Consider the following 25,862-nt stretch of genomic DNA (forward strand, 5'->3'; position numbering starts at 1 on the left):
CTTAGGTTTTTTTCTGATCTGACGCAAGCGGCATTTTATCCAGACTGGCAGATTTTTCCTGTGCTTGGATTTGAGTGGATGTTAAATCACTTTGTGTGGGAGCCTCTAAAGTGGCTTGATCAGGCTCTGCTGCTTTAGTAATCCCAGCAGGCCCTTCCTTTTGATCAGCTTCATCACTACTCTTCTTGAAGAGATTAAGCATATCGCTTTGGACCATTCTTTCTAGCATGCCAGGTGGTAAAGGATCCGGCTTGGAATAGTCATCAATATAGATATCTAGACCATCCATCACATTGAAATGGGGATCAGTAAACATCTTCTTAAGAGCGGCCTGCTGAACAGCAGGATCAACATCCGGTTTCATAAATGCAGAAAAGTCCGGCGCAAAGCGATCGATCTTTTCGACATCATCTAAAGTCGCTGGCGGTGGCACCTCAGGATCTGGGGCCTTCATTTCTGCATTTGTCTGAGCTAGTGGCTGAGTAGCTTCTTTTTGTTGCTCCGCTACTTCATCCTCTTTGCCTGCCTTACGGCGTGACCAGCGACTTAGAAAACCATCTGCCATCATTCCTCCGCTGAGCGCTCGGCGCCTTTAAATGATGCTGGCTTGTGCCGTTTTTTGGGCTCAGGTCGATAATTTTCATTGACATACTCTTGCAGCCAAGAGGCATGCTCATCATTCATAGGAACAGTGTCCACTGACTCTCCTCCATCAAGCAATCGTGCTGCTTCGTTATAGCTCACACAGATACGATGAGGAACGGCAATACTGACTTCCGCTTTAGCCATCTCAAGTGACCGTGCATCAATATAGCGATCAATCTCTTCTTCCAAGCGCCACATCACAAACCATGCGGGCGTTGTTGCAGAAACGTTCAGGTAATAGCCTTCAGCCTCATCAGGAAAAAGATTTAATTCAAAGCCGGTGAATAACCAAGATTCACCCTCAGCATCACGACCCAAGAACTGCCCTGAGATAGCGCTATTTTGATTGGCATTGAATTGTCCAAAATCAGGGAGCACTTCCTGAGGAACCCATCGGTATGACACCCATGGGTTATCCATATTTTGTTTACGCATTAGCACTGCAAAGCGCATAAGTACCCAGCGCCTTAGGTGTTCTGAACCACAATGTTCGGAAATTTGCTGCTCATATCTTTTGACAGAGTAGCAACACGAATAGCGACTTGTCTTGCGATGTTCTTATAGATTGCACTAATGGCTCCATCCGGGTCAGCAACCACAGTTGGACGGCCAGCATCTGCCTGTTCACGAATCGATAAATTCAGTGGCAATGAACCCAAGAAATCAACGCCATACTCTTTGCACATTTTTTCACCGCCACCACTACCAAAAACATGCTCTTCATGACCGCACTGAGTGCAAACATAAGTACTCATATTTTCAATAATGCCGATGATCGGCACACCGACTTTTTCAAACATCTTTAAACCTTTGCGAGCATCCAGCAGTGCGATGTCTTGCGGCGTAGTCACAATGACCGAGCCGGTAACAGGCACCTTTTGCGATAAGGTCAACTGGATATCACCAGTGCCTGGTGGCATATCAACAATCAAGTAATCTAGATCACGCCAGCGGGTTTGACGCAGTAGTTGCTCCAAAGCAGAAGTCACCATAGGACCACGCCATACCATTGGTGCATCTTCTTCAATTAAGAAACCAATAGAGCTAGCTTGCAAGCCATGGCCTTCCATTGGCTCAATCGTATTCTCTTCAACAGATTCTGGTCTACCGGTAATACCTAACATCATGGGCTGACTTGGCCCATAGATATCGGCATCTAATATTCCGACTTGCGCACCTTCAGCTGCTAACGCTAATGCCAAGTTCACAGCAGTGGTTGATTTACCAACTCCACCCTTACCGCTCGCAACAGCAATAATATTTTTCACGCCCGGCAATAATTTAACGCCCCGTTGCACAGCATGCGCGACAACCTGACTGCTCACATTCACGCTGACGTTTTTAACCCCAGGCAATGCGCGCACAGCATTGATAACGGATTTACGAATCAAATCAAATTGACTTTTAGCGGGATACCCCAAAACAATATCGAACGAAACATCGCCATCTTCAATACGCAAATTTTTGAGGTTTTTAGCTGTTACAAAGTCGATCTTTGTATTGGGATCAAGCAAGCCCTTGAGGGCTACTTGTACAGCATCTACAGTAACTGACACTACTTTCTCCTATGCTCAGTAGCTCTGAATACATCTTCAGAACTGCTTTAATTAATTTTTGGAACATCAAGTAGATTAACCGCACCAGCAAAACTTTGCTGAGCAGGTGCTTATGGATCTCTTGGTAATTATTGAATAACCGGAAAACCTGCTTCCGTAATGATCTGACTGGCCTGCTCAGCCGATAAGGAAGTTTCTAGATTGACCATCTGAGATGGCAAATCAGCCTGTACTGTAGCTTGCGGATCCTGAGCTTGAATTGCCCTCGTTACGGCATTAATACAGCCCCCACAGGTCATACCGGATACTTTAAGACTCAACATATCAACCTTTTTGCATTGAATTTACTTGGCATGAAGTAGATTATCTTCCATATGAACACCCTAAAAGAGATGAGTTCTGAGCTTTTTACCTTAGATATTGGTGGAATGACCTGTGCCTCTTGCGTTGGGCGGGTTGAAAAGGCGCTTCATCAGATCCCTGGAGTAGAAGCTGCCAGCGTCAATTTAGCAACTGAGCAAGCCAGAATTCGCCTCAATACATCATCCCCTAGCAACATTGCTGAGGTTATTGCGGCAGTGAATAAAACCGGCTATGAAGCGCGCTTGAGCAATCCCCACTCAAGTGCAGAGATAAAACCCTCGCATTCATTTTGGGGGGCAGATGGTCTGGGAAGAGTGTTACTGAGTTTTGCTTTATCAGCGCCACTCATCTTGCCAATGCTGTTAATGCCCTTTGGGATTCATTGGGTGCTATCTCCCAAATGGCAACTGCTCTTAGCAAGTCCAGTGCAATTTTGGCTTGGGTGGCGATTTTATAAGTCTGGTTTTAAAGCACTTCTGTCAGGCGTTGGCAATATGGATTTACTAGTTGCCATTGGGACAAGTGCTGCTTATGGTTTGAGCGTATCTCAAATGCTGACTTCACCGCATGCAGTTCATGAGCTCTATTTCGAGGGGTCTGCTGTCATTATTTGTATGGTAATTCTTGGCAAATGGTTAGAAGCTCGTGCAAAGCAACAAACTAGTGAAGCGATACGAGCACTACAAAAACTTTGGCCAGAGCATGCAAAAGTCATTGACCCTAGGATTGCTATCGCAGAGGGTGTTCCACTCGACCAATATCGCGATCTCCCTCTAGAGCAGGTTTTCCCTAAAGACCGTGTATTGGTTTTACCTGGGGAGCGCATTCCTGTAGATGGCTTCATCTTGCTTGGATCTAGCCATATAGATGAATCGCTCCTGACCGGAGAAAGTGAGCCAGTTAAAAAAATACTGGGTGTAAAAGTCATTGGTGGATCACTGAATGGCGAAGGCTTACTGGTGGTTGAGGCGCAAGCTGTTGGCGTAGAAAGTGTTCTTTCCCAAATCATTTCATTAGTAGAGGATGCGCAAACCCAAAAAGCGCCCATTCAAAAATTAGTAGATCAAGTCAGTGCAATCTTTGTACCGAGCGTGATTGTGATTGCCATCATCACTGGATTGGTAAATTGGTTTTACCTGGACTCTGCATCGATTGCCATACTGAGAGCAGTCTCTGTCCTAGTGATTGCCTGCCCTTGCGCTCTTGGCTTAGCAACACCTGCAGCCATCATGGCGGGAACTGGTATTGCAGCGCGCTTTGGTATTTTAATTAAAGACCCTCAAGTACTTGAGTTAGCACACCGCTTAAGTATTGTTGCGTTTGATAAAACAGGTACTCTCACGATTGGTAAACCCAGGCTTCTCAATATCATTTCATTTACTGATTCTGTAGATGAAGATGCCATCTTAGCGAGTGCTGCAGGCTTGCAATTGGGTAGCGAGCATCCCTTAGCTAAAGCCTTGCTAGATGCAGCTAAACAAAAAGGGGTCAGCCCAATACCACCCTTGAAAAGTAAGGCGCTAGCAGGTATTGGCATTAGCGGTAAACCGAGTGCTGGTAGTTGGATGGGTCAAAGCCTCTGCTTACAAAGTGTTGCCTCACTAGATGCAAACCCACACCAAGCAGACATTATTCAAAAAGCACAAGTGTGTTTCGATGCAGGGCAGACTGTTTCTGTGCTCATGAATGAAGCTACTTCGTCTCCGATTGCGATCGTTGCCTTTGGTGATGAACTCAAACCGAATGCCAAAGAGGCGATCGCTTCTTTACAGCAACTGCACATTCGTACCGTGATGCTCTCGGGTGATAACACTGCGGCAGCAAATCGCGTGGGTCAGTCCATCGGGATCGATGAAGTCTTTGCGCAGGTGATGCCAAGCAACAAAGCAGATATTATTCAGAAACTGCAATCCTCTCAAAAAGATGGTGATCGTCATTGGGTGGCGATGGTAGGTGATGGCATCAATGATGCTCCCGCTCTCGCAACAGCAGATGTTGGTATGGCCATGTCTACCGGTACTGATGTTGCAATGCAGGCTGCAGGCATTACTTTGATGCGCGGAGATCCCACTTTGGTGGCGGATGCTATTGATATCTCCAAGAGAACCTGGAGAAAGATTCAGCAAAACTTATTCTGGGCTTTTATCTTCAACTCCACCGGAATTCCGTTGGCAGCACTAGGCTATCTTTCACCAATGCTCGCCGGCAGTGCCATGGCACTCTCGAGCTTTTGCGTTCTGAGTAACGCCTTACTCCTAAAACGCTGGCGCCCCTCTCACGCGTAAGCAATCTTTATTTGGGGATTTTACGAATGAGCTCAATATCGCCATAAATAGCGCGTGTTTCTGATTTTGTATTGTCAGTATCAGTTAATAAGGCAATCCCAATAACTTCGCCAGGAGCCTCACCATAAGCACGTCTGTAATCAGCGGCAAGATCACGTTGGTGTTTGTGCCAATTTCCTAAATTTTCCCAACCAGAATCCACCACAATCATTTTGATACGCGAGGTATGCGCATTGGTAATGACCGTGTCGATTGGAGATTTACCTGACCAGATATACATCAAAGTAGCGTATGGCATTTCTTGACCGCTAATGAGATTGGCCATCTCAAATGTCATTTTTTCTTTTAAAGAAAGTTTTGATTTATTGCCATCAAAGGCGACCAAAATTCTTAAGGGCGCATCATCTTGATAACTCTCAGCATTGTCAGCATCAGGCAAAGCGCCTAAAGCCTTCCATTCCCACTGTAACCATAAATTATTTGCTTGACGTGGGCGCAGTTTCACCGCCAACCCTGAAGCAGAGGTTTTGGAGTTGGCACTCAAAACAGTTTTGCCTTGGTAAGTTTCTAGGCGATAAACCGTATTCTTTTTATAAGGAGCAATCCGATAGAAATTCCAGCCATTAGGCATCCCATCGCGCGGAGTCTCAGCCGAAAATTTTGGCAACTCATCTTGTGCAGGAATTTGAGCGACATTAAAAGCCTGCCCTGACTCATTTTGCACTGACCCGCCACCCAGCCCTGCGCAAGCCGTTAGAGCCAGCGCAATGCAGACAATGAAGAAAAGGGAAAGGAGCTTGGGCATGGGCTAATTGTCCCAATTATTGACCTAAGTAAGTCTAAAATCAAAGTATGCGCCGACAATCTCCCTCTAGCTGGGCTGCAATCTGCATCTGTATTGCAGCAGTGGTGCACTTTGCTCTAGGATTTGCGATTGAATTCTCGGTTGATGAAGCGCATTACGCACTGTATGCACAGCATCTAGCGTGGAGCTATTTTGATCATCCGCCACTCGTTGGCTGGATTCAGTGGCCACTAGTAGCACTCGCCTCCTCCGAAGGCATTATTCGATTGATCCCAGAGTTACTCTGGGTACTTTCCTGTTTCTTGGTTTATCAAGTGACTTTGGAGGTGCATCACTTTATCCAAGGACGTAACGCTGGATATCTGACAAGTGCACTACCTTCGTCTAACACTTGCGGACTCATGGCAGTACTAGCCATCATTGCGGCACCAATGCCACATGTATTAGCAATTGGCTTGTTACCCGACAGCTTACTCATTCCGCTGAGTCTAGGTCTGCTGTTGATGGCACTACGCTGGTTAATGAAAGATCACTTCAGCATTGCTGATTGGCTTATCACTGGAGCATTGCTTGGTTTAGCGGGACTCAGTAAATATACTGCCGTCTTTACTGCAATGGCATTGCTGCTGATTTTTTTAAGTAGCCCTAGAAAACCTTGGATTAACAAAATCGGTTTTTGGCTTGCTGCAATTGTTGCTCTTCTACTCATTAGTCCTGTTCTATATTGGAATTGGACTCATGACTGGATCTCATTTAAATATCAAGTGGCTCATGGAGCTGGCAGTGTTTGGCTCTGGCGCAGATTTGGTGGCTACCTGGCTATCCAAGTGGTGGTCTATGGACCCCTACTCATTTTAGGTGCCTATCTTTTTATTAAACATTGTATTCACGGCACCAGACTAGCTTTATTAGCCTTACTAGGATTCTTTGTGATTCCTTTTGTAATCTTTACAAGTCTCTCTGGTGGTGGCGGATTACCACACTGGACATCGCCTGCATGGTTTTGTCTGGCGCCATTTGCAGGCATTGGCTTAGCAAAAGCATGGTCCACTCAACGTCATCAGCTCATTCGAATTTTATTCATCGTACAAGTTGTACTCTGTTGTATTGGATTTACCTATGTTCTGTCTGGTGGCATGAATTCAGTAGCTATCAAATCCAACCCGATTGCAGATCTCTATGGCTGGAAACTAGCAGGTCAAAAGGCTGCTGAATTAAGGCAAGCAACAAAAGCGAGTGGGATCGCCGTTCAAAATTGGACTTTAGGTAGTCGCACCGCTTGGTATGCCCAACCGCTTCCAGTGTTTGTTTTGGATGAACGTCAAGACCAGTTTGATCTCTGGTTTGGGCAATTGCCCCGTGGGGCAAACATCATCCTCATAAATTGGTCGGGAATGTCTTTTGCACCCCCGCTTGGTAAGCAGTCTGCCTTTGAACGCTGCGAAGCTTTGGATACCCTAGAAATTGTGCGATTTGGACAAATCTTGTCTAAATTTGACTTTAGCCTTTGCAGCAACTGGCAAGGCACTGGTTTAGCGAAGTAATTCACCCAAATTCAAGACCTTAGGCGCCCAAAGCATTATCCTTACGCCTATGAGTTCACTGCCCCAGTCCACCCCAAAAGCCCAATCTGGGTGGAAATCAATGCTAAAGCGCGCCTGGCCGACCATTCGCATTTTGCTATCCATCGCCCTGCTTTGGAAAGCCACCAGCGGAATCGACTGGCATACCCTCCTTGATTCTGAAATCAAGATGCAACCAGCTTGGCTAATAGCTGCAGGAGTAGCAATTTGTTGCGCGTTTATTTGTGGCGGTCTGCGTTGGGGATTTTTAATGCGGAGTGTGGGTTTTCAAGGTGGCTTCAAAACTTATATCGCTCTATATTTTGCTGGCGGACTCATTAACCAAGGACTACCAAGTACGCTAGGGGGAGATAGTTATCGCGCCATCACCGCAACACATCTCAACAGCACCGGAAATCTCACTGAAACACAAGAGCTTGATAAAGAGCTTCATCACTCTGTTGATTTAGAGCATGCCCCTGCAAAACTGCGCCTCAGCTTTGCGATGGTTTTAGTGGATCGCTTTTTAGGTTTAGCGGGCAATAATTTACTCGGTGGCTTAGGCTTAATTCTCGGTGGCGCTACGCTTGCTGCCTGGGGACAAGATTTAGGTTACGCCGTTGTTGCCGTCATGGTGTTAGCAGGGTTAATCATCGCCTTGGTATTGGCTTGGGCGCCAACCCGTCAACTACTGCAAAACTTACTTGACCGCCTGCGTATGAACAACGCCATGCCTGGTATTCGTTTGGCCTTTTCCTGGCCGATGAATATTGCACAAGCCCTCTTCGCAATCGCCATTCATGGCTTCATTATTTTGGCTTTTGGTTGTTGCCTCAGAGCCTATGGTGCTGAAGCGCCAATCTCTAGCCTGATGATTGGCCTGCCCGCATTAAGTCTTTTGTTAATGCTCCCGATTAGTATTTCTGGCTGGGGTTTGCGTGAAGCAACTCTATCGTCTGTGCTAGCACTATGGGGCGTTAACCCTTCACTTACTGTATTAGCCTCTATAAGCTATGGTGCAATTACTGTGATCTCAGTCCTGCCGGGTGCTTACTTTTTATTAAAACGAAAATAATTCTTTCAGAGCAAAATTATGACTATTAGCGTCAATACCATGCGTGCCATTGATCATTGGGTTGGAGTACCCCTTTGCGCAATTGCCAGCCCATTAGTGGTATTGATAGATGCTGTAAAAAGAATTTTTAGCCGTGGTCCAAAAACTCCCAAGAAATTACTGTTTATCGAACTCTCCGAAATGGGGAGCGCCATCTTGGTTGACCCAGCGATGCGCAATGCACAAGCGCGTGGCGCTGAATTATTTTTCTTAATCTTTAAGAGCAATCGCGCTAGTCTCACCCTTTTAAATACGGTTAAGCCAGAAAATATTTTCACGATTGACTCTTCAAGCTTGGGTGGATTAATTAAAGACACCTTGCGCTTTTTGCTCGTCGCCCGTGCACATCGCATCGATACCGTGATTGATCTTGAGCTCTTCTCACGCTTTACTGCCCTTCTCACTGGACTATGTGGTGCTCGTCATCGCGTGGGCTATCACATTTTTCACGGGGAAGGTTTATGGCGTGGCTTCATGCTTACCCGCAAGGTGCATTACAACCCGCACATTCACATTACTAAAAACTTTCTCTCTTTAATTCATGCAGCTTTTGCAAAAGAGATTGAAGTGCCTTTTAGCAAAATTCAGATTCCGGATTCTGAAGTCAAACTTGAGCAAGCCATCATCCATCCAGATGTTATGAAAAAAGTGCTTGCTCGGATTGAAAAGAAAGCTGCTGAAGCCGGCATTCCCTATACCTATGGAAAAAATCGCCTCATTTTGATTAATCCGAATGCTAGCGATCTCTTGCCACAACGTCGCTGGGCGCAACAGCGCTTCTCGGAGCTCATTCAAGCTGTAAATCAGCGCTATCCAAACGATTTAATTCTGATTACGGGCTCCCCTACTGAATTTGTCTATGTCGATAAAGTGCGCTCTGTTGCCAACGTTAAAAATGCTCTGAACTTTGCAGGCCAAGTTACCTTTACTGAATTGCCACCGCTGTACACGCTATCTGATGTGATGGTGACCAATGATTCTGGCCCAGGTCACTTCTCTGCAGTGACACCACTCAGAACAGTGGTTCTGTTTGGACCAGAGACGCCCGCCCTCTACGGCTCTATTGGTAACTCTATTGCAATCACCGCCAATCTTGCTTGCTCACCTTGTGTGAGCGCAGCTAATCATCGCAAAACACCTTGTCAAGATAATGTCTGCATGCAAGCCATTTCGGTTGCGCAAGTATTGGATAAAGTGACTGTTCAATTGCAAGAAGCGGATAGAGCAAAAGGTCGTTCAGCTGGATGAGCAAGACAGTAATCCCCAAACTAGCTTGGTTTGTCCCGCTTGCTCCTATCGCTCTTGCTGCAGCGATTTACTTTGGGGAATTTCAAAGTAGTAGCTTTTTATTCATTAATCGTCTTACCCAGTTATTGCCTGACACAGTTTGGGCCTGGCTCACTTTTCTAGGGAATGGCTGGGGCATATTTGCATTGGCATTTCCGCTACTCCTTTTAGCGCCCCGCTTACTCACTGCCGGTTTATTTGCAGGTGCCCTCTCCGCAATTGCCAGCACAATTCTCAAAAACGGGTTTGATCTTCCAAGACCAGCTGGTCTTTTAGAGAATGGTAGTTTTTATCGCATTGGCGAGCCCCTGCTGCATAAAGCATTGCCATCAGGTCACACCCTTACGGCTTTCGCGATTGCCAGTGCACTGTATTTTGTCTCCAGCAGAGCGAAGCGTAGCCATCTATTGCCACTGTTCTTGGTTGCGGCATTAGTAGGCTTATCGCGCAGCGCAGTTGGCGCACATTGGCTCACAGACATATTGGCCGGAGCAGGCGTTGGCATTTGGTGTGGGATGTTGGGTGCCCTACTTGCACAATACGTTCCAGAGAATCAACTATCCCTCAAGAATCTTTGGCCTCGCTTGATTGCCCTTGGCGGTGTTGCAGCTATCTATGCGCATTACACCCAAATTATGGATCTTGAATTAAATCTGCCATTGCAATATGCCTCCATTGCCATCGTAGCTATCACCTTCATATTTTTTGTTAAAGCGCAATTTAACAACTCACCTGGCAGCCCAGAATAGTTTTGTATGTTTAGCTATCGACATGCTTTTCATGCTGGCAGCCATGCTGACATTCTCAAGCACCTTACCCTTATTCATCTTGTAGAGTATTTACAAGAAAAACCGGTAGCCTTGACGATGGTCGACACCCATGCTGGTGCTGGTATCTATAGCCTAGAGGATGGCTTTGCTGCTGTGAGCAAAGAAGCAGAAGGTGGAATATATCGTTTATTGAAATTCAAAGAAGCGGGCAATCCCATTCCGGAAAGCGTTCAAACATATTTGGATTGTATTAAGGCGGAAAATGTTGGGGGGGATCTCAAGACTTATCCTGGGTCCCCATTTATTCTGGCTCGACTGTTGAGACCGCAAGATCGCCTGAAGTTATTTGAACTTCATCCCAAAGAGATTGATATTCTTCGCCATAACATTGGAGAACTGAAGCAATCAAAACAGATTGATATTTATGCTGAAGATAGTTTTAGCAGACTGAAGGGCTTACTACCGCCTCCTAGTAGGCGCGGTTTAGTACTCATTGATCCTTCTTATGAAGACAAGCAGGATTATCGGTATTTAGAGCTTGCAATCGAAGAAGCATTACAGCGTTTTGCTACTGGCTGTTACGCAGTCTGGTATCCGATTCTTTCCAGAAGAGAATCTATCGCTCTACCTGATCGCATGAAAAAGATTTGCGCCGCTCATCAGCGCTCTTGGCTTCATACTGAGTTGCGTGTTGAGAATGCACCTGGTGAACGGCGCCTTCAAGCGAGTGGCATGTTCATTATTAATCCACCGTGGACACTAGAAAAGCATCTCGCTGATGCACTACCCACTTTAACCAAGGCTCTAGGTATTGATGGTGGAGCGCAATTCTTACTCAAGAGTTTTGAGGCATAAAACGAATCTTAGATTTACTCAGTCGCGCACATCAATCATGATCTCGTTGCGACGCATGAACGGTAGTGTCCAAGGCGGGTTATAGCGGGCGAATTTTGGTGAGCCATTCGCTGATAGATTGTGTGTCTTCATCCACTCTTCTAACTCTAAGACTCTCTCGGCGACTTTTTGACTGTTATAAAAACCTGAGAAGGTAATCACCGCTCTTTTGACTGCAGGAATTTGCCTGATCTGCACCTTTGAATTGAGGGGCTTCGGTAGCGTTTCCATAGTGTATTCAGAGGGCATGACAAATGAAACCACCCATTGCCCAGCCTTACTCTCAATATTGACTGGGGTGGTCATGGCTATCTTGGCACTTTTAGCAGGCTGCTCCTCTACCGCAACTGGAGTAGTCATCGCAATTTTTTCACTAACTTGGTTTTGGCCAAAGATATAAGCAGCAATGAGCCGAAAGCCTTGACCTGATGCTTCATCGAGATCGCCCTCAACCTGAACCTCAGCCAAAATCATCGGCGCATAAGATCGAAGTTCAAATGGGGGCGCCTTTTCAAGCACGGAATATTTTGGTTCTTCAATTGCCATGACTGCCCCCGTGAAAGTCAGCGCTAAAAAAAGAATACTTTGCGTGATAAATCTTTTAAAAGACATCTTCACCAGCTTGTCTTAAGATTAAAGCCTGCAGCACTGTACTCAAGAGTAGCACTTGCTCCAACGGGTAGAGTAAGTTTATTGGCTTGATGGCCAAATGGTAGATCAGTCAAAATAGGAATGGATTTTGCTAGGCGATGACGAATAGCCTCAACTGCACGCTCAAGCGTATAGCCTTTATCGTTGTCGTATAAACGATATGCCGAGAAACCGCCTAGTAATACTGCTGACTGATTACCCAGTACACCAGCATCCAATAACTGCATCAAGTTTCTTTCCAGCCGATAGGGATGCTCATTCACATCCTCTAAAAATAAAATACCGCCCTTGGTTTGGGTGCTTGATGGCAGATAAGATGTTCCGATAAGACTGGCTAGCACCGTGAGATTTCCACCCCAAAGCATTCCAGTAATTGAACCTGAATCTACTTGTCCCAAGAATGCTTGAGATGCATTAATAGTGCAATCGAGTTTTCTTTCTTGTATAGCAGATAAGAAATGCTTCCACATGAATTCATCTGGAGGAATTGGCTTGCCATTCTCATCGATTCTGCCAAAGTCATAATTGAGCATAGGGCCAGATAAAGTAATCGCGCCCGTCTTAGCCAAGAGACCCAGCTCAAAACTTGTGAAGTCGCTATGCCCACAAATCTGGAGCCCACCCTTCACTGCTTGAGCAATTGCATTCCATTGAATATCAGACAGCAAACGATGAATACCATAACCACCACGCATTGCCATCACAATTTGCTTCGTATCTAATGTGGCTAAGTGATTGAGCTCATTTAATCGCTCGGCATCACTTCCAGCAAAACGCTCGTGTACACGATGAACACAATCAGGATTATGAATCGCCATACCCTGGCTTTTTAACCAAGCCATCCCGGATAAAGGGCTCTTCTCATCCAGACTAGCGCCTGATGGAGCAACCAGATGGATGGAGTTCAACGTCGCTCCTTAAAGAAGCTGCGCAGTAATTGACCACACTCTTCACTCATGACGCCACCCTCAACGCTGGTTTGATGATTAATTTCTTTTGAAGAGAATACATCCAAAACACTTCCAGCGGCACCTGTTTTAGGATCTGGTGCGCCAAAGACAAGCCGCTCTACCCTGGCATGCAGGATGGCGCCTGAGCACATTGCACAAGGCTCTAGGGTTACATATAGGGTGGTGCCTGGAAGGCGATAATTTGCTTCCACCCTTGCCGCTTCTCTCAGAGCCAGCATCTCGGCATGCGCACTAGGATCATGATGCGAGATAGGTTGATTAAATCCCCTAGAAATGACCTTACCGTCGCGTACCAAAACTGCACCAACCGGCACCTCATTTGCAGCAGCAGCTAATTGAGCTTGCTTAATCGCTTGCTCCATAAACTGATGATCAAGTTCAGCTTGATTCATTTAACTAGGGTGAACGTCAGCCCAACAATTTGGAGTTTCATATAGACGAATTGCTGAGAGCTCAAGACGACCACCAAATGCTTTAGCAAAGACAGGCTGCAAAATAGCGAATGCAGCATTTGCCAGATTCTCGACAGTGGGAACATGCTCCATGATGACGGTTTTATGATTTGGCAATGTCGCCAAGAATGCCACCAAACCTTGGTCTTCTTTAGCGACTAAAAATGCATGATCCCAAGGTTCAACAACATGTTGATTGGTGAGCTTTTTGATATCACCAAAATCTAAGACCATGCCATCATCGGCCTTGCCAGGATGATCTGCCACCTCACCAGTCAAGGTCACCTCGATTGCATAGCGATGCCCATGCAAATGCTTGCATTGCCCATCATGATTTGGAATGCGATGACCTGAGTCAAACTCAAGACGGCGGGTAATGGAGATGGCAGCTTGTTTACTAGTCATTTGGTGCTTTAAAGAATTGGGCGCAGCCCTTTTATCGGATTCCAATCAGTTTATGCGATTGAATACTCAGTCTCCACAAGGGACGTTTTTGGCACAAACCCACTGCCAGCTCAGTATTGCTTTTAAGATTTGGTCCATCCATGGGTTGCAAGAAGCGATTGCGGTAATCCATCTTCTCAAAACGGGCCATTAGATTTTCTACAGAATCATGCCCAGCTTGCGGAACCACCAACTTGAGTTCGTTTGCCTGCAACACAATCAGATCAGAACCTGCCTTTGGACTAACGCAAACCCAGTCAACTCCTTTTGGAACCTTGATGGTGCCGTTAGTTTCAATCGCCACCTCAAAACCTTTTTGATGAAGCACGGTGATGAGCTCTTCATCTAACTGCAAGAGTGGTTCACCACCAGTAAACACCACATAACGTTGCTGCGGGCCTGCCGAAGTACTTCTCCAAGCAGTCTCTATAGCCTTTGCTAAATTATTGGCAGTCTCAAATTTTCCACCACCAACACCATCACTACCGACAAAATCGGTATCGCAAAATTGACAGACTGCTGAAGCACGATCCTCTTCGCGACCACTCCATAGATTGCACCCGGAAAAACGGCAAAAAATAGCAGCACGTCCAGCGTGAGCGCCCTCACCTTGTAAGGTTGGAAATAGTTCTTTAACGGTATACATAGCAATAGGCTATTTTAAGCGCTTTGCTTACTTCCAGGAGACTAACTCCCATTGCCAATAGTCTTCCCAGTAGGCGTTTGACCAAAACACTCCGGGCGTAATGTAGCGCCCACTGCCCCTGCGGATCACCCAGCGGCCGATTTCCGGAGAGAACCAAACATCTTCCTCGCGGATATTTTGAACTCTAAAGAGGTCATTACTCTCAAAATAAGGTATCTCATTGTGGAGGTGAAGAGTCAGAAACTTTCCTAATGGAGACTGGATTTGCTCCCAAGCAAGTGCCGACATATTGAGCCCCCAGTAATAACTTCCATCTGGATAAGCGGGAACTTGATAGTGGATTTTATAAAACCGATACCAGCCCACCTGAAGTTGTTCAGGCCAAAGAGGAATTGCCTGCTGAAATTTTTGTGGAGGGCTCCAATGCGGATCCTGCAAGACAAAGCCCCAGGGCGCTTGGATTTCATCGGGCAATGGACCCGACTTGACTCCCGAGCGTGCAATACGAATTTCACTACCTACCGAGACAACTCTTTCGGTGACCGTATCAATGATTTCTTGGTTAAATACATTACGGACTTGGTAAACCCATTCTTGCCCTACCTTGGGCGCCCGAACGATTGGCGTTGGTATGGGTTGACCTACATTGACACCTTGAGGAAATGGCTGCGAAGAAATGCACCCTAGCAAAAAAATTGGCAGGGCTACTAAAAAGAATCTGCGCCAGTGTTTTACTTGTATGAAGTGAGTTGCCATTGAAGACTATCTTCCAAATTTGGCATGCCTAACTGACCCTGAATCATATAAGAGCCAGAGGATTCGCGGGCAACCCAACGACCAATACTGGGAGCAAACCAGACAGTTTCTTTACGGATGCAATTGACTTTGTTGTCATCATCGCTCACATAATTAATCAGATTTTGGTAACGCAAAGTCAGAAAACTACCTGCAGGTACAGTCATTTGTTCCCAACCGTGGGCGCTCATATATTCTTGCCAGCCATAAGCATTATCTGGGTAGCCTGCCAAGCTATATTTGGTAATCAATTGCTTACTCCAGCTTGAAGCTAACTCTTGAGGCCATAAAGGGATGGCTGGGTTAAAGCTAATGACCCTAGACCAATGCGGATCTCGAATCACTGTACCCCAAGATCCTTGAATTTCATTAGGTAGTTTTTCGCCGCTTTCGTTCGATCGATCAATCACAATCGTTGAACCAATGCTGGCTACACGCTCAGTAATCAGCCCTAAATTTTTACCGTCAAATACATTGCGTTTAACGTAGGTCCATTCCTGGCCAACTTGGGGCGCACGAATAGCGGGTGCCGGGTTAGGCTGCGCAACTGGAATGCCACGCTCATATGAAAGCGGCACGCCACAAGCTACCGGCGCTAACGCAGCCGATGTGATGAATGTGCGACGAGATAAATTCATATACTCTCCTAATCAATATTTATTGTGACTATACCCCAAGCAAACTGAGCTCTTCAGCAGTAAATCCTGCTTGCTTACGAGCCTCAAAGTTAAATGGCCCCCGTAATTTGGGTGCGGAATATTTTTTTGCTAGATCTCTATAGGCGGTAATTGGCGAGAGATTGTCTTTCTCACATAAGAAATTGAACCAATGATTACCAATGGCAACATGACCGATTTCATCTCGGAGAATGGTCTCTAGAATATCGACTGCGCCGAGCTCTTTAATTTGCTTGAAACGATCTCGAATCATGGGTACGGCATCTAGGCCCCTAGCTTCCATGGTGCGCGGAACAAGCGCCATCCGAGCAATGACTGAGTCTTGTGTTCTCTCTACCATTTCCCACAAACTATTGTGTGCAGAAAAATCACCATAAGAAAATCCAAAGGATTGGATGTATTCGTTCACTAGTTTGAAGTGGTAAGCCTCTTCTTTGGCAACTCTGAGCCAATCTTCATAGTATTGCTGAGGCATGTTAGGAAAACGCCAAATCGCGTCTAAGGCAAGATTAATCGCATTAAATTCGATATGGGCTAGTGAATGCAATAAAGCCACCCTTCCCTCAACGCTATCCATTTTTCTTTTGGGAACCTGAAGAGGTGGAATCAATTCAGGCCGTTGTGGGCGCCCAGGCAAAGCCAGATCTTGACTATTCAATAGTGCAGCAGGATTTATGTCGACGAGTTGCTTGTGATATTCGTCAAATAATTGAAAAACTCGGCTTACCTTTATTTGCGCATCGGTAATGGCCAGTATTTCAAGAGTGGCTTGGCGTAACTCAGTCATTTATCAACAATATATAGGGTTCTCAAAGCCTACAAGAAAGATTGCATCGTCATAATTTCCACGATGAAAACTCATTGCCATTATAGGAACAGGTCTTGTATGATCAACAGAGTCTAGAACGAACGCAATTGCTTAGGGAGCGATGAAATGTCCAGAGATAAATTGGGATTGTTTGCATTTGGCTTAGTACTAATAGGCTTTGTGGTGTTTGTAAAAACCGGCTCTTTTTTTCTCTTTTCCATAGGCATCGTATCTGTCGCCCTGTTAGTGTTTTCAAAAAGCAAATTCATTAAATAGATGACTGGTGAAAAGCTAGAGCTAATCTTTGAGTTTGGTGTGATATTGATCTCACCCATCATCTATCATCTCTATCTTTTGAAATACAAAAAAATTGCGCGAGAAATTGTTTTTAAGGATATCAAGATTTACTTGTTCCTTTACATTCTGATTGCCATCACCGGCTTATTCGCTCTATTGAGATAGCCCAATCATGAAGGCTGAGTTGGCTTAAATCCTAACGGTCGTATTCGCTAGCAAACTCATGATTCACGTCGCGATGCTTTGCCTCATCCTCTCGGACTGCAATCACCACATCACGCAATGTAGCGTCTGCAGATAAGTTCCAATAGTCAATGGCAATTTTTGGCGCAGGGATATTGGGTAAGCTTCCATTATCAATTTCACGTAAATATTCTGTATAGGAATAAACCGCTTCTTCTTCAAAATATCCAACAATACGATGAGCTGTTCTTGGAAAAAAAACGTAGATAACAAAAAACATATTCCAAAATACTGCTTGCGCAGTCAGGACTAAAAAGCGCTCAAAGGCATTTGGCTTAGCAATCTCAATAAAAGTCATTAAGTGCATTCTTTCATTTTCCGCCTCATCCAACAAAGTACGGATCTTCGGACCATATCCCGTTTTCATCTTGCGCAAACTGGTCAGATGCGTCCACATCCCAGAAACCATGCCAGGAACGCCTGCAACGGTCTCAAGAACGACTGCGCGGTGACCATATCTTTTTTGGAAAAAAGTATCTGCAAAAAAACGCATACTTTTTGTAAAGAAAAGGGCCACCCGGTCGGAGAAATTAATGGGTTGGTAGTGACTCATTTGATACTCTTAAGCTAGTTATTTATATAAATATTACTCGCTTAAGAAAATATCTGCTTGGCTCAGTGAAGCTTGACGATAGAATGCGTTCTACGGTGGATTAAACGGCTGATGGTGTCTAAAGCCACCTTAACCCAGCCATGCAGGGCCAGTTGATGAAGTTTGTACAAGCTGATGTACATCAGCTTTGCAAACAAACCTTCCACCATCAGACTGCCGCCAATCAAACCTCCCATCATGCTGCCCACACTACTGTATTCACCCAAGGATACGAGTGAGCCAAAATCGCGATATTGATAAGGTCGCAGCGGCTTGCCATCCATGATTTGATTGATTTGGGAAAAGAGATGTGAGGCTTGTTGATGGGCTGCCTGAGCTCTAGGAGGAACAATGCCGCCCTTGCCATTATTCGCCTCTGGCCATGGGCATGCAGCACAGTCTCCCATTGCAAAAATATGAGGGTCAAGGGTAGTTTGCAAGGTTGGTAATACCAATAGTTGATTAGCGCGATTACTTTCTAAGCCGCCAATCCCATTCAAAAAGTCTGGTGCCTTAACCCCAGCCGCCCACACAATTAATTCAGCTGGAATTTCTACGCCACTAGATAAACATACTCGATCAGACTGGATTTCTTTCACCTTGGCATTAGTCATGACTTCAACGCCAAGATCAGTGAGTAATTTTTCAGCCGCGCTGGAGATTCTTGCAGAGAGTGCAGGTAATATCTTAGGAGCAGCCTCAATCAAAATGACTTTGAGATCTTTTTCAGGATCCACGCGATCCATGCCAAAAGAAATAATCGCACGCGTAGTGCGATGTAATTCTGCGGCTAACTCTACTCCAGTAGCACCAGCCCCAATAATGACAACCTGTAATTGATGGGCTTCCAAAGGCTTGGTTTGAGCTTGCGCCCTAAGACAAGCATTGATCAAACGTAAGTGAAAGCGCTTTGCATCTACAAGAGACTCAAGCCTTTGAGCATATTGTTCAACGCCCGGGGTACCAAAATCATTCGTTAAGCTACCAATAGAAATAATTAGGGTGTCGTATTGAATCGTTTGCTCAGGCGTAATCAATACACCCGCGTCATCATAAAAAGGGGCCACCTGAATTTGTCGGTTGACTCTATCTATACCGGTTAACTCACCTAAGCGAAAACTAAAATGATGCCAGTGTGCTTGCGCAATGTAGTCTAGCTCTTGATCGGCAAGATCCATAGAGCCTGCAGCAACCTCATGCAGTTTTGGCTTCCATAGATGGGTACGATTCTTATCCACCAAAATAACGGATACTTTTTTAGAGCCACTATTACGGGAGCGAAAACGATCGCCGAGTTTGGTTGCGAGCTCTAGACCGCCAGCACCACCTCCCACAATCACGATTCGATGTTCTTTAGTCATGGACTTCTCTTAATTTGTTTTATCTGCATCCCAGTCGCACTTCTAGGCGAAGGGGCCATTCAGTCGAACTGTATCCCAATTTAAAACAATCGCAATACTGACCCATACCAAATACGGCAAGATGTATAAGCTATATTTAGTAGAAATTTTTCTGATTGTCAGAAAAATAGCTAGCACTGAAAGCCATAAAAATACGGCTTCATATAAAGACCAATCAGGTCTTTGAAAACGAAAATACAAAATGCTCCACAGTAAATTCAGAAGTGCATTGAGCCAAAAGAAAATATTCAGGCGACCAAGAATCAAAGTATCCGAGGTCAAGTGTTTTACCCCTACCCAAGCGATACCTGAAAGAATAAAAATAGTAGACCAAATGGGACCAAATAAAAAATCAGGGGGTTTCCAAAAAGGCTCTTTTAAAGCGTGGTACCAAGGCCCCAAATCCGTTGCTAAGCCGCCCAGAATGGCTATGGATAGGCCCCACACAAATGGCACGACCATTTTCTTATTCAACATGGGTTAATCAGCCTTTGGTTCAGTATTTAAGCGTAATAGTTGATTAAGAAAAAAATCAAAATGAAAAGATTCAGAGTGCCAAAGATGATGGCAACAGGTTTACCAATGTATTGCCACTTTTGTTCTTTTGATAAACCTTGAGTGTCTTTTTTTTCTATCTTAAACATGAAATAGATCGTTAGATTTGAAAATGCTCACGCACCTTAGTCAGAATTTTTTTCGGGGATAGACCATAAAAATCTAGCAGCACATTAATATCACCATGCTCGACATACTCATCGGGTAGTCCAATTTGTAAAGTCGGTATTTGAATCTTGTGTGCTGATAAGGCTTCTAAACAGGCGCTACCGGCCCCTCCTTGGATAGCGCTATCTTCAACAAAGACCAAAGCATCATGATTTTTTGCCAGATCTAATAATAATTTTTCATCTAGAGGTTTCACAAAGCGCATATCGGCAACCGTAGCATCAAGCTCCTCTGCAGCCTCTAGCGCACTGTAAAGCAAAGGACCAAAACAAACGAAAGCAATCTTTTTACCGACGGCTACAGTATTTTTGATTTTGCGAACGATCAATCCTTCGCCAACAGTAATAACCTCAAGTTTCTGAGAGGCTTCAGGACCCAATCCAGAACCCCGTGGATAACGCACCACTGAGGGACCATTTAAGCTAAAAGCTGTGGTCAACATATTTCTGCAATCTGCTTGATTAGATGGCGTCATGAGCACCACATTCGGCAAGCATCTTAAAAAGGCCACATCAAATGCACCTGCATGTGTTGCACCATCTGCACCAACCATGCCGGCTCGGTCTACGGCAAAGACAATCGGTAAATTTTGCAAGGTCACATCGTGGATCAGTTGATCGTAGCCCCTTTGTAAAAAGGTGGAATAGATAGCGACTACTGGCTTGAGACCTTCACAAGCAATACCTGCCGCAAAAGTCACCGCATGTTGTTCTGCAATGCCTACGTCAAAGTAACGTTCAGGAAACTGTTTTTCAAACTGAACTAGACCAGAACCCTCACGCATCGCTGGCGTAATACCAATCAGACGCTGATCTTGCTTTGCCATGTCGCAAAGCCATTCACCAAACACTTCGGTATAGGTTTTTTTACCTGGCGCGGAAGGCTTTAGACCTTCGCTAGGATTAAATTTTCCCGGCCCATGATAAGCAATCGGATTTAACTCTGCCCTCTCGTATCCTTTACCTTTTTTGGTAACGATATGCAGAAATTGTGGACCATCAGTTTGGGCAATCTTTTTTAAATTACTCAATGTGACAATCAAATCTTCCAAGTTATGACCATCGATTGGGCCATAGTAATCAAAACCAAATTCTTCAAAAATGGTAGCTGGACCAATCATCCCCTTAGCATGACCCTCCAGTCTTTTTGCAAACTCTCGCAAGGGAGGGCTATAGGAAAGCACCTTATCTAAGCCTTTTTTAGTGGCCCCATAAATTGAACCGCTAATCAGTTTTGCTAAATATCGATTGAGAGCTCCGACGGCTGGCGAAATCGACATTTCGTTATCGTTCAAAATCACGATCAAGGGAATGGATTTATCAACTCCGGCATTATTTAAACCTTCATAGGCCATGCCCGCGCTCATGGAGCCATCTCCAATCACGGCAACCACATTGCGCTTTTCGCCCTTCACTTTACTGGCGACCGCCATTCCTAAAGCAGCTGAAATACTAGTGGAAGAATGTGCTGTGCCAAAAGCATCGTATTCGCTTTCCGAACGCTTAGGGAATCCAGACAAGCCTCCAAACTGACGCAACTGAGGCATTCCCTCTCTGCGCCCAGTCAAAATTTTATGAGCATAGCTTTGATGGCCTACGTCCCAAACGATTCTGTCATCAGGCGTATTGAAAACGTAGTGCAAGGCGACTGCTAACTCTACTGTTCCAAGATTAGAAGATAGATGCCCACCCGTACTAGCAACAGATTGAAGGATAAATTCACGCAATTCATCGGCCAATTGTGGAAGCTCAGACTGTTCGAGTTGCTTTAAGTCCTGCGAAGAATTAATCGTATGGAGTAGTTTGGTGACCTGGAGCATATTCAACGCCGTCATTATTTTGGAGGATAAATACTAGTGAGAATTCGCTTGAAATCTTCGATCTCATTATTGGGTGAATTTTGTAATGCATTGATAGGGGCATGCATAAATTTATTCGCTAGGGCATCTGCCATGATCGATAAAACCTCAACCGGATCTTCGCCCCTTTTAATACGCCGCACTGCTTTTTCCAATTCAATTTCTTTGAGTCGGCCTGCAGTATTTTGCAAGGACTGAATGATTGGCACTAGTGTTCTTTTTTGTAGCGTCTGGAAAAATTCACTCACACCATTGTCAATAATAATTTCAGCGTCAGCCATTGAAAGCTCGCGGATATTACGACCTTCATTAACCAGGCTGCCCAAATCATCAACCGAATACAGGTAGGCATCCTTGAGAGAGCGAATCTCTGGCTCTATATCACGTGGCACAGCTAAGTCGATTAATACAATCGGCCTACTATTTCTAGTCTTCAAAGCTGTTTTAACAAGCCCCATACCTATGATGGGCAAGGAACTAGCCGTGCATGAAACAACGACATCAAACTCATGCAAACGGGTCGGTAGCGATTGCAAAGGAAAGGAGTCGGTTTTTAAACCCTTCTCTGCAAAAACTTTGGCCATTTCGTCGCCACGGTCAACGGTACGATTCGTGATCGCAATCTGCTTTGGTTTTTTACCAGCAAAGTGTGAGGCGCATAACTGAATCATTTCGCCCGCACCAATAAATAAGACTTTTGAGTTATTTAAATCACCAAAGATTCTTTCGGCTAAGCGAACTGATGCGCTAGCCATGGAAACTGAATGTTTACCAATATCCGTTGTTGCGCGTACTGCCTTAGCAACTGAAAAAGTTTTATTAAATAGTGGCTTTAAATAGGACCCCAATGTGCCTGCTTGATCAGCGAATTCAACCGCTTTCTTCATTTGACCCAGAATCTGAGTCTCACCCAAAACCATTGAGTCCATTCCGCAGCTCACTCTAAATACATGCTTTACAGCATCAGTCTCTTTTGCAGAATAAATATATGGCTTTAATGCATCACTGTGCAAACGCTTTTGTGCAGTCAGCCAATTAAAAGCACGCTCTTCTAAATGATGACTCGGTTGAATCACGTCATTAGCGGCACAGTAAATCTCCATGCGATTGCAGGTCGATAAAATGGCGACTTCGGGCATTAACTCGCGATGGGTGCCTCGCAAATAATCACGAAGATCTAATAATGAGTCTTGCAAATCCTCTGGAGAAATAGCGACACTCTCTCGAATATCAATTGGAGCTGTGTGATGATTCACACCAAGATTGAGTAATTGCATACGAGAGGCTATCTAAAAATAGCTTGAAGTGGGCATAGAAAAATCATGAAAATGATTCTTCCCCGTGATTCACAAGATGTCAATCAAGATTGACACCTATTTCAGTTTCCCACCTAGGGAAAACCCACATATGAACCCATTATTGCTGGCTCTTAGCAGCAGCCTCGTAAGTTTTGAATTTTTTGTATGAATTCACTGTGGAATACAAGGCCAAGGCCGTGATCAGCACAAAAAGTAAATTGGTAAATGAATACTCCTGATAGAGAATCCAGATCTGCCCGAGCAAGGCGATGGGGAAGACAACGATGGCAAATTTGAGCCAAAGCATGGTTCTTTTAAACTTCGCATCAATTGGGCTCGATGTAGATTGCTTATTCATAACCTATCCTTATCAAACAAGAGGCCGGACCTCACATTAATCTCAACGCAGTATACGAAAAATGAAGCTTGTGAGGCCCTGCGCAAGAATGAAGGTGAAAATTGCCCCCATGAGGCCCATAAAAACACCAGGGACGTCTCCTAAATCGAGCTGCTTGGCAAATAGGAGGGACATGGCAAACCCGCCTGCAGCACAAGCGATCTCAAAAATGATTTTGATAGTGCTAAAACGCTCACTAGATTGACTCATATGACACCTCAATTAGACCGTGTTCGGAGCCCATTTTATCCCCCAAAAGCCCTAAAACAGCTCAAAAATAGCTGTTTTGCCATGTATTCTGCAGTGCAACACGTTGACTTATAAGGGAAATTCCTTAGAAAAGTGTCTAGATTTTTTTACACATTAGGACTAAATTCACCTTGTGGCAAAGAAGGTTAATTAGTACCCTCGTGTGGGTTTGCACGACGCAGTTAGATTTGAGAGGAAAACACTATGACAAATAACACTCTTACAGGTCTGAGTGTTGAGGAGGCGGAAGAGCTACATCGCAACCTCATTCAAGGTACGCAATTTTTTGGGATGATCGCAGCACTTGCCCATTTACTTGCTTACATCTATTCACCTTGGTTGAAGTAATTTAAGGAGCTTAAGATGATCTACGGAAAAATGTGGACAGTAGTAAAGCCAACAGTTGGTATCCCATTGTTTTTGGGTGCAGTAGCAGTTGGTTCCTTTTCAGTTCATTTGGCATTACTTAATAACACAACTTGGGTGAAGGCTTTTTTAGAAGGCGGTAAGTCTGCTAAGGCTGGCGCTACTTCTGGAGCGCCCGCGGCACCAGCAGCACAAAAATAAGTTTTATTTTGTCTCATAAGACCTAGATCGTTAGATCTGGGTCTTATTTTTTTGTTTTGCATACTCGTCAGTTAAACTCAGTTTTAGATGAATCGCTTTAGTCAAAAATTAATCAGTACCTGGGCTAATTTAGGCCCCCGTTTTTTGCCCTTCGCAGACGCCGCTTCTGCTGAACTACCACTAGGTAGATTACTCAGACTATCCCTCTTCCAAGTATCAGTTGGCATGGCCTTAGTGCTCTTAGTGGGCACACTGAATCGAGTAATGATTGTGGAGTTACATGTACCAGCATCATTGGTATCGATCATGGTTTCCTTGCCCATTATTTTTGCTCCTATTAGAGCGCTGATTGGTTTTCGCTCCGACACTCATAAATCTGCTCTCGGTTGGCGTCGCGTTCCTTATATTTGGATGGGAACCATGGTGCAATTCGGCGGACTAGCCATCATGCCTTTTGCTTTGCTAGTGTTAGCTGGTGCAGGCAATGCGAGCGAAGCGCCAGCATGGATTGGATTAGCAGCTGCTGGACTGTCATTTTTATTTGTTGGCGCCGGCATTCACACAACTCAAACTGTTGGTCTTGCCTTGGCTTGTGATCTTGCGCCGCCTAAGGCGCAACCTAATATTGTTGGCCTGATGTTTGTGATGTTACTCATTGGCATGATTGGTAGCGCTTTGATTTTTGGTCAGTTATTAGAAGAGTACAGCCCTGGACGCTTAATCCAAGTCATTCAAGGGAGTGCTGTCGTCACGATTTTGTTGAATGCCATTGCACTTTGGAAACAAGAAAGCCGCGAAGAAGCGCGTGCTAGAGCGCAAGTCGCTAGAGAACAAAACTTTAAAGAGTCCTGGGAAACCTTCAAGGAGGGTGGTCAAGCAATTCGTCGCTTAATTGCAGTAGGTTTTGGCACCATGGCATTTAGCATGAATGATGTTTTGCTAGAGCCTTATGGCGGTGAATTATTAAACATGAGTGTGAGTGCTACCACTGTGTTAACTGCTACTTTGGCCGTTGGCTGTTTGTTTGGCTTTAGCATTGCCTCCAAGGTATTAAGTGCTGGTTACGACCCTTTTAAGATGGCTAGTAATGGCGCCAAAATTGGTATTCCTGCATTCATGTTGGTCATCATCGCTGCGCCATTTAATAGCACTCTCATTTTTATTCTCGGGGTGGTATTAATTGGCTTTGGTAACGGGCTATTTAGCCATGGCACCTTAACTGCCACCATGAGATATGCCCCAGAAAATCAAAGCGGCTTGGCATTGGGTGCATGGGGAGCAGTGCAAGCAACTGCTGCAGGGATTGCAGTTGGCTTTGGAGGCATTTTTCGGGATATTTTGGCTGGCATGGCTTCCAGAAATTATTTTGGCGAAGAGCTCAATAGCCCAGCTACCGGTTACTGCGGTGTCTATCTAATAGAAATCATCTTGCTGCTCATCACTATCGCAGCAATGACCAATTTCATATGGCCAGCCAAGCCAGTAGAGTCGGTTGCTTAATTGAAGCTGCCTG

At 45.0% G+C, this 25,862-nt stretch carries 30 protein-coding genes; 9 read left to right on the forward strand and 21 right to left on the reverse strand.

Annotated elements, in window-relative coordinates; genetic code table 11:
- Position 1: 1 nt before the first annotated feature.
- The 4 genes from C2756_RS07680 to C2756_RS07695 form a co-directional block, all read right to left on the reverse strand.
- Entirely contained in the window at positions 2 to 565 is a 564-nt protein-coding gene (locus tag C2756_RS07680) for a DUF3306 domain-containing protein (protein ID WP_251372018.1), read from the reverse strand.
- The gene (locus tag C2756_RS07685; protein WP_251372019.1) at positions 565 to 1,080 is read right to left on the reverse strand and encodes a DUF3305 domain-containing protein; all 516 of its coding nucleotides are present in this window, start codon (positions 1,078 to 1,080) and stop codon (positions 565 to 567) included. Before C2756_RS07685 ends, C2756_RS07680 begins: the two co-directional genes overlap by 1 nt.
- Before the next feature lie 32 nt (positions 1,081 to 1,112).
- On the reverse strand, positions 1,113 to 2,201 hold the full coding sequence (apbC, locus tag C2756_RS07690) for an iron-sulfur cluster carrier protein ApbC (protein WP_215318367.1): 1,089 nt from the start codon (positions 2,199 to 2,201) through the stop codon (positions 1,113 to 1,115).
- 128 nt (positions 2,202 to 2,329) lie between these two features.
- A complete protein-coding gene (locus tag C2756_RS07695) occupies positions 2,330 to 2,524 on the reverse strand; it encodes a heavy-metal-associated domain-containing protein (protein ID WP_215318369.1) in 195 nt (64 codons plus the stop codon).
- Positions 2,525 to 2,575: 51 nt separating this feature from the next.
- Between C2756_RS07695 and C2756_RS07700 the strand changes: the two genes are divergently transcribed.
- Positions 2,576 to 4,849, forward strand: a complete 2,274-nt coding sequence (locus tag C2756_RS07700; RefSeq protein ID WP_215318370.1) for a cation-translocating P-type ATPase — start codon at positions 2,576 to 2,578, stop codon at positions 4,847 to 4,849.
- Between the two features lie 7 nt (positions 4,850 to 4,856).
- Here the strand turns inward: C2756_RS07700 and C2756_RS07705 are convergent, their stop codons facing one another.
- Positions 4,857 to 5,654, reverse strand: coding sequence for a DUF3047 domain-containing protein (locus C2756_RS07705; RefSeq protein ID WP_215318372.1), 798 nt, complete (start codon positions 5,652 to 5,654; stop codon positions 4,857 to 4,859).
- Positions 5,655 to 5,701: 47 nt separating this feature from the next.
- On the opposite strand from C2756_RS07705, the gene C2756_RS07710 reads away from it, so the two are divergent.
- Genes C2756_RS07710 through C2756_RS07730 form a run of 5 tightly spaced genes read left to right on the forward strand, consistent with a single transcriptional unit; the run spans position 5,702 to position 11,242 of the window.
- Entirely contained in the window at positions 5,702 to 7,198 is a 1,497-nt protein-coding gene (locus C2756_RS07710) for a glycosyltransferase family 39 protein (RefSeq protein ID WP_215318374.1), read from the forward strand.
- Between the two features lie 49 nt (positions 7,199 to 7,247).
- The gene (locus C2756_RS07715) at positions 7,248 to 8,291 is read left to right on the forward strand and encodes a lysylphosphatidylglycerol synthase transmembrane domain-containing protein (RefSeq protein WP_215318377.1); all 1,044 of its coding nucleotides are present in this window, start codon (positions 7,248 to 7,250) and stop codon (positions 8,289 to 8,291) included.
- 18 nt (positions 8,292 to 8,309) lie between these two features.
- Positions 8,310 to 9,578: a glycosyltransferase family 9 protein gene (locus C2756_RS07720; protein ID WP_215318380.1), complete on the forward strand. Its 1,269-nt coding sequence runs from the start codon at positions 8,310 to 8,312 to the stop codon at positions 9,576 to 9,578.
- On the forward strand, positions 9,575 to 10,366 hold the full coding sequence (locus C2756_RS07725) for a phosphatase PAP2 family protein (RefSeq protein ID WP_215318387.1): 792 nt from the start codon (positions 9,575 to 9,577) through the stop codon (positions 10,364 to 10,366). Before C2756_RS07720 ends, C2756_RS07725 begins: the two co-directional genes overlap by 4 nt.
- A gap of 6 nt (positions 10,367 to 10,372) precedes the next feature.
- Positions 10,373 to 11,242, forward strand: coding sequence for a 23S rRNA (adenine(2030)-N(6))-methyltransferase RlmJ (locus C2756_RS07730; protein ID WP_215318396.1), 870 nt, complete (start codon positions 10,373 to 10,375; stop codon positions 11,240 to 11,242).
- Positions 11,243 to 11,260: 18 nt separating this feature from the next.
- On the opposite strand, the gene C2756_RS07735 is transcribed toward C2756_RS07730, so the two are convergent.
- From C2756_RS07735 to C2756_RS07810, 16 genes are all read right to left on the reverse strand, one after another.
- A complete protein-coding gene (locus C2756_RS07735) occupies positions 11,261 to 11,827 on the reverse strand; it encodes a heme-binding protein (protein ID WP_215295247.1) in 567 nt (188 codons plus the stop codon).
- A gap of 68 nt (positions 11,828 to 11,895) precedes the next feature.
- On the reverse strand, positions 11,896 to 12,840 hold the full coding sequence (locus C2756_RS07740; protein ID WP_215318398.1) for an LD-carboxypeptidase: 945 nt from the start codon (positions 12,838 to 12,840) through the stop codon (positions 11,896 to 11,898).
- The gene (gene tadA / locus C2756_RS07745) at positions 12,837 to 13,295 is read right to left on the reverse strand and encodes a tRNA adenosine(34) deaminase TadA (RefSeq protein WP_215318400.1); all 459 of its coding nucleotides are present in this window, start codon (positions 13,293 to 13,295) and stop codon (positions 12,837 to 12,839) included. The genes C2756_RS07740 and tadA overlap by 4 nt, the downstream gene beginning before the upstream one ends.
- Positions 13,296 to 13,760, reverse strand: coding sequence for a 6-carboxytetrahydropterin synthase QueD (gene queD / locus C2756_RS07750; protein WP_215318402.1), 465 nt, complete (start codon positions 13,758 to 13,760; stop codon positions 13,296 to 13,298).
- A gap of 31 nt (positions 13,761 to 13,791) precedes the next feature.
- Positions 13,792 to 14,445: a 7-carboxy-7-deazaguanine synthase gene (gene queE / locus C2756_RS07755; RefSeq protein ID WP_215318404.1), complete on the reverse strand. Its 654-nt coding sequence runs from the start codon at positions 14,443 to 14,445 to the stop codon at positions 13,792 to 13,794.
- Between the two features lie 27 nt (positions 14,446 to 14,472).
- Entirely contained in the window at positions 14,473 to 15,201 is a 729-nt protein-coding gene (locus tag C2756_RS07760) for a hypothetical protein (protein WP_215318406.1), read from the reverse strand.
- The gene (locus tag C2756_RS07765; RefSeq protein ID WP_215318408.1) at positions 15,177 to 15,878 is read right to left on the reverse strand and encodes a hypothetical protein; all 702 of its coding nucleotides are present in this window, start codon (positions 15,876 to 15,878) and stop codon (positions 15,177 to 15,179) included. Before C2756_RS07765 ends, C2756_RS07760 begins: the two co-directional genes overlap by 25 nt.
- A 28-nt stretch (positions 15,879 to 15,906) precedes the next feature.
- Positions 15,907 to 16,704 (reverse strand): ferritin-like domain-containing protein, encoded by a 798-nt coding sequence (locus C2756_RS07770; protein WP_215318410.1) that lies wholly within the window; start codon positions 16,702 to 16,704, stop codon positions 15,907 to 15,909.
- A gap of 514 nt (positions 16,705 to 17,218) precedes the next feature.
- A complete protein-coding gene (locus C2756_RS07775) occupies positions 17,219 to 17,818 on the reverse strand; it encodes an alternative oxidase (RefSeq protein ID WP_215295263.1) in 600 nt (199 codons plus the stop codon).
- A gap of 62 nt (positions 17,819 to 17,880) precedes the next feature.
- Positions 17,881 to 19,218, reverse strand: coding sequence for an NAD(P)/FAD-dependent oxidoreductase (locus C2756_RS07780; RefSeq protein ID WP_215318412.1), 1,338 nt, complete (start codon positions 19,216 to 19,218; stop codon positions 17,881 to 17,883).
- A 42-nt stretch (positions 19,219 to 19,260) separates the two neighbouring features.
- The gene (locus C2756_RS07785; protein ID WP_215318414.1) at positions 19,261 to 19,734 is read right to left on the reverse strand and encodes a TspO/MBR family protein; all 474 of its coding nucleotides are present in this window, start codon (positions 19,732 to 19,734) and stop codon (positions 19,261 to 19,263) included.
- Positions 19,735 to 19,760: 26 nt separating this feature from the next.
- Positions 19,761 to 19,901: a hypothetical protein gene (locus C2756_RS07790; RefSeq protein ID WP_215318416.1), complete on the reverse strand. Its 141-nt coding sequence runs from the start codon at positions 19,899 to 19,901 to the stop codon at positions 19,761 to 19,763.
- Between the two features lie 11 nt (positions 19,902 to 19,912).
- Positions 19,913 to 21,799, reverse strand: coding sequence for a 1-deoxy-D-xylulose-5-phosphate synthase (gene dxs, locus C2756_RS07795; RefSeq protein WP_215318418.1), 1,887 nt, complete (start codon positions 21,797 to 21,799; stop codon positions 19,913 to 19,915).
- Between the two features lie 14 nt (positions 21,800 to 21,813).
- A complete protein-coding gene (gene hemA / locus C2756_RS07800) occupies positions 21,814 to 23,115 on the reverse strand; it encodes a glutamyl-tRNA reductase (protein ID WP_215318420.1) in 1,302 nt (433 codons plus the stop codon).
- 139 nt (positions 23,116 to 23,254) lie between these two features.
- Positions 23,255 to 23,494 carry a hypothetical protein gene (locus C2756_RS07805; protein WP_215295274.1) on the reverse strand — a complete coding sequence of 80 codons (240 nt, stop codon included), beginning with the start codon at positions 23,492 to 23,494 and terminating at the stop codon, positions 23,255 to 23,257.
- A gap of 42 nt (positions 23,495 to 23,536) precedes the next feature.
- A complete protein-coding gene (locus C2756_RS07810) occupies positions 23,537 to 23,743 on the reverse strand; it encodes a hypothetical protein (RefSeq protein WP_215318422.1) in 207 nt (68 codons plus the stop codon).
- Positions 23,744 to 23,986: 243 nt separating this feature from the next.
- Here C2756_RS07810 and pufB point away from each other — a divergent pair, with 243 nt between their 5' ends.
- From pufB to C2756_RS07825, 3 genes are all read left to right on the forward strand, one after another.
- On the forward strand, positions 23,987 to 24,130 hold the full coding sequence (gene pufB / locus C2756_RS07815; RefSeq protein WP_112294365.1) for a light-harvesting antenna LH1, beta subunit: 144 nt from the start codon (positions 23,987 to 23,989) through the stop codon (positions 24,128 to 24,130).
- A gap of 15 nt (positions 24,131 to 24,145) precedes the next feature.
- Positions 24,146 to 24,349 (forward strand): light-harvesting protein, encoded by a 204-nt coding sequence (locus C2756_RS07820; RefSeq protein WP_215295278.1) that lies wholly within the window; start codon positions 24,146 to 24,148, stop codon positions 24,347 to 24,349.
- 144 nt (positions 24,350 to 24,493) lie between these two features.
- Entirely contained in the window at positions 24,494 to 25,849 is a 1,356-nt protein-coding gene (locus tag C2756_RS07825) for a PucC family protein (protein WP_251372020.1), read from the forward strand.
- Positions 25,850 to 25,862: the final 13 nt, after the last annotated feature.

Source organism: Polynucleobacter sp. UB-Siik-W21 (genome assembly GCF_018687415.1).
Lineage (GTDB): Bacteria > Pseudomonadota > Gammaproteobacteria > Burkholderiales > Burkholderiaceae > Polynucleobacter.

Excerpts from the sequence above, each read along its gene's own strand:
- C2756_RS07680 (WP_251372018.1), bottom strand. The coding sequence starts at position 565 with ATGGCAGATGGTTTTCTAAGTCGCTGGTCACGCCGTAAGGCAGGCAAA.
- C2756_RS07685 (WP_251372019.1), bottom strand. The coding sequence starts at position 1,080 with ATGCGTAAACAAAATATGGATAACCCATGGGTGTCATACCGATGGGTT.
- C2756_RS07695 (WP_215318369.1), bottom strand. The coding sequence starts at position 2,524 with ATGTTGAGTCTTAAAGTATCCGGTATGACCTGTGGGGGCTGTATTAAT.
- C2756_RS07700 (WP_215318370.1), top strand. The coding sequence starts at position 2,576 with ATGAACACCCTAAAAGAGATGAGTTCTGAGCTTTTTACCTTAGATATT.
- C2756_RS07705 (WP_215318372.1), bottom strand. The coding sequence starts at position 5,654 with ATGCCCAAGCTCCTTTCCCTTTTCTTCATTGTCTGCATTGCGCTGGCT.
- C2756_RS07710 (WP_215318374.1), top strand. The coding sequence starts at position 5,702 with ATGCGCCGACAATCTCCCTCTAGCTGGGCTGCAATCTGCATCTGTATT.
- C2756_RS07715 (WP_215318377.1), top strand. The coding sequence starts at position 7,248 with ATGAGTTCACTGCCCCAGTCCACCCCAAAAGCCCAATCTGGGTGGAAA.
- C2756_RS07720 (WP_215318380.1), top strand. The coding sequence starts at position 8,310 with ATGACTATTAGCGTCAATACCATGCGTGCCATTGATCATTGGGTTGGA.
- C2756_RS07725 (WP_215318387.1), top strand. The coding sequence starts at position 9,575 with ATGAGCAAGACAGTAATCCCCAAACTAGCTTGGTTTGTCCCGCTTGCT.
- C2756_RS07730 (WP_215318396.1), top strand. The coding sequence starts at position 10,373 with ATGTTTAGCTATCGACATGCTTTTCATGCTGGCAGCCATGCTGACATT.
- C2756_RS07735 (WP_215295247.1), bottom strand. The coding sequence starts at position 11,827 with ATGGCAATTGAAGAACCAAAATATTCCGTGCTTGAAAAGGCGCCCCCA.
- tadA (WP_215318400.1), bottom strand. The coding sequence starts at position 13,295 with ATGAATCAAGCTGAACTTGATCATCAGTTTATGGAGCAAGCGATTAAG.
- queD (WP_215318402.1), bottom strand. The coding sequence starts at position 13,760 with ATGACTAGTAAACAAGCTGCCATCTCCATTACCCGCCGTCTTGAGTTT.
- queE (WP_215318404.1), bottom strand. The coding sequence starts at position 14,445 with ATGTATACCGTTAAAGAACTATTTCCAACCTTACAAGGTGAGGGCGCT.
- C2756_RS07760 (WP_215318406.1), bottom strand. The coding sequence starts at position 15,201 with ATGGCAACTCACTTCATACAAGTAAAACACTGGCGCAGATTCTTTTTA.
- C2756_RS07765 (WP_215318408.1), bottom strand. The coding sequence starts at position 15,878 with ATGAATTTATCTCGTCGCACATTCATCACATCGGCTGCGTTAGCGCCG.
- C2756_RS07770 (WP_215318410.1), bottom strand. The coding sequence starts at position 16,704 with ATGACTGAGTTACGCCAAGCCACTCTTGAAATACTGGCCATTACCGAT.
- C2756_RS07775 (WP_215295263.1), bottom strand. The coding sequence starts at position 17,818 with ATGAGTCACTACCAACCCATTAATTTCTCCGACCGGGTGGCCCTTTTC.
- C2756_RS07780 (WP_215318412.1), bottom strand. The coding sequence starts at position 19,218 with ATGACTAAAGAACATCGAATCGTGATTGTGGGAGGTGGTGCTGGCGGT.
- C2756_RS07785 (WP_215318414.1), bottom strand. The coding sequence starts at position 19,734 with ATGTTGAATAAGAAAATGGTCGTGCCATTTGTGTGGGGCCTATCCATA.
- C2756_RS07790 (WP_215318416.1), bottom strand. The coding sequence starts at position 19,901 with ATGTTTAAGATAGAAAAAAAAGACACTCAAGGTTTATCAAAAGAACAA.
- dxs (WP_215318418.1), bottom strand. The coding sequence starts at position 21,799 with ATGCTCCAGGTCACCAAACTACTCCATACGATTAATTCTTCGCAGGAC.
- hemA (WP_215318420.1), bottom strand. The coding sequence starts at position 23,115 with ATGCAATTACTCAATCTTGGTGTGAATCATCACACAGCTCCAATTGAT.
- C2756_RS07805 (WP_215295274.1), bottom strand. The coding sequence starts at position 23,494 with ATGAATAAGCAATCTACATCGAGCCCAATTGATGCGAAGTTTAAAAGA.
- C2756_RS07810 (WP_215318422.1), bottom strand. The coding sequence starts at position 23,743 with ATGAGTCAATCTAGTGAGCGTTTTAGCACTATCAAAATCATTTTTGAG.
- pufB (WP_112294365.1), top strand. The coding sequence starts at position 23,987 with ATGACAAATAACACTCTTACAGGTCTGAGTGTTGAGGAGGCGGAAGAG.
- C2756_RS07820 (WP_215295278.1), top strand. The coding sequence starts at position 24,146 with ATGATCTACGGAAAAATGTGGACAGTAGTAAAGCCAACAGTTGGTATC.